General features: G+C 52.4%; 3 protein-coding genes. All 3 read right to left on the reverse strand.

Features of this window, described 5'->3' with window-relative positions; translation table 11 throughout:
* Positions 1–122: 122 nt before the first annotated feature.
* Entirely contained in the window at positions 123–821 is a 699-nt protein-coding gene (locus tag BBB56_RS23350) for a hypothetical protein (protein ID WP_123803264.1), read from the reverse strand.
* Positions 822–876: 55 nt separating this feature from the next.
* Positions 877–1,059 (reverse strand): putative type II toxin-antitoxin system PemK/MazF family toxin, encoded by a 183-nt coding sequence (locus BBB56_RS23355; protein ID WP_233593104.1) that lies wholly within the window; start codon positions 1,057–1,059, stop codon positions 877–879.
* Positions 1,041–1,470, reverse strand: a 430-nt coding sequence (locus tag BBB56_RS23360; RefSeq protein ID WP_123803265.1) for an antirestriction protein, incomplete at its 5' end; no start/stop codon positions are given. The genes BBB56_RS23355 and BBB56_RS23360, both read right to left, overlap by 19 nt.

The raw sequence follows: 1,470 nt of genomic DNA on the forward strand, positions 1-1,470 counted from the left end.
CTTTGTGATTGCCCAGTACAGCAGAACCAGAACAGCGTTCAGAATCCCGAAGCTCATTTTTATCCTCCAAAGTTGCGGCTTTCAGATCAGAGCATCTGCCTCAGACACCCTGCATTTTCGGCTCAGATGTTCACCAGGTTTGTGTCATGAGCCTTGCTCTGAAGCGTCAGCTTTTCCTCGGCCGACAGGCTCTTAAAACTTTCAGTGCCAACCGGTACATTTCGGGCGCGTACATACCAGAAATATGCCCGCGTTTTATCATTCAGGATTTCATCATATATGTAGGCCAGCTCTGAAGCCGCCCACGGCGCACCTGTCTGCCAGGCTTTGACGTACAGGTCAATGGCTTTTGCAGTATGAGTGCTGTACTTCAACAGCTCAGCAGCTTCAAAGAACAGCGCGGCGTTTTCTTTCGTGACAGGAGCGCTTTCAGCAAGGCTTATCAGGCGCTGTCCCAGGCGCTGAGACTCATTATCCGGCAAATCGGTGTAACTGATCGGCGGCCACTTAATACCCGAGTCAAAGAGATGGATTAGCGCCGGGACTGAGCCTTTTTTCACGCCCGCAGTGACCAGTTCATTTTCCACTTCCATCCGGCGTTTGCAGATTGCATCGGCAAAGATAGAGCAACTTTTCCCGTAATCCCCGATTGCTGACCTGAACCTGGCCAGCTCAAGGAAAGGATCGGGTGCATCCAGTGCCGTCTGCCGTGCCGTTTCAAAGGCTTGCTCCTCTGCCTTTTCCGCGCTATATGAATAGTACGCACCGAAAGCTAAACCACCAAGAAGAGCAACCGTCATTAATTTTTCAATCCGACTCATGATTCCGTATCCTCTTAATTTTCCATAAAATTGCCAGAAGTCAGCTGTTTAATGCTTAACGCGGATCGATGAGATCTACCACCAGGGAGAGTATCTCATCAATAACATGTGGCTCGACCGTTGCAGCATAGCTTGCCCTGCGCGCCTTCAGGTCGAGCGAGCGCAGCTGATAACACAGCGCCACGCCGGTCACTTTGCCGTTACCCGCGTCGCAATGATTCAGGCCACGGCCATACAAATAACGCGCTTTTCATCAAGCGTCAGGGCGTACTCCCACAGGGCGCTTTCAAGATGGTTAAGCTTACCGATCAACGGGTCATTGCCGTTTTCACTCCACGTCTGCCAGGCCAGGCATTTCAGCACCGTCAGCATGGCGCTGACGCCTGCGGCCTCGGCCGACATTTCGGCGCTGAAGCCCCTGGACAGGATCTGGAAGTGTTTTTTGCCCTCGAACCCCGGCACGGCAAAGCAGGTGCCGTTACTGGTGTAAAAATATTCCCAGTATCCGCCCGCGTAGTCCTTACAGTGAGAACACATCCAGTGAGTCAGTAAAAGCGGCGCTTTCGGTGCCAGATAACCAATAAAGCCCTCAAAAAAGGTCAGTCGCTGACCCGCTTGCGCCAGTTGCGCGCTTACGTTTTTTTCCCCT

The organism is Candidatus Pantoea deserta (assembly GCF_003813865.1).
GTDB classification, from domain to species: Bacteria; Pseudomonadota; Gammaproteobacteria; order Enterobacterales; family Enterobacteriaceae; genus Pantoea; species Pantoea deserta.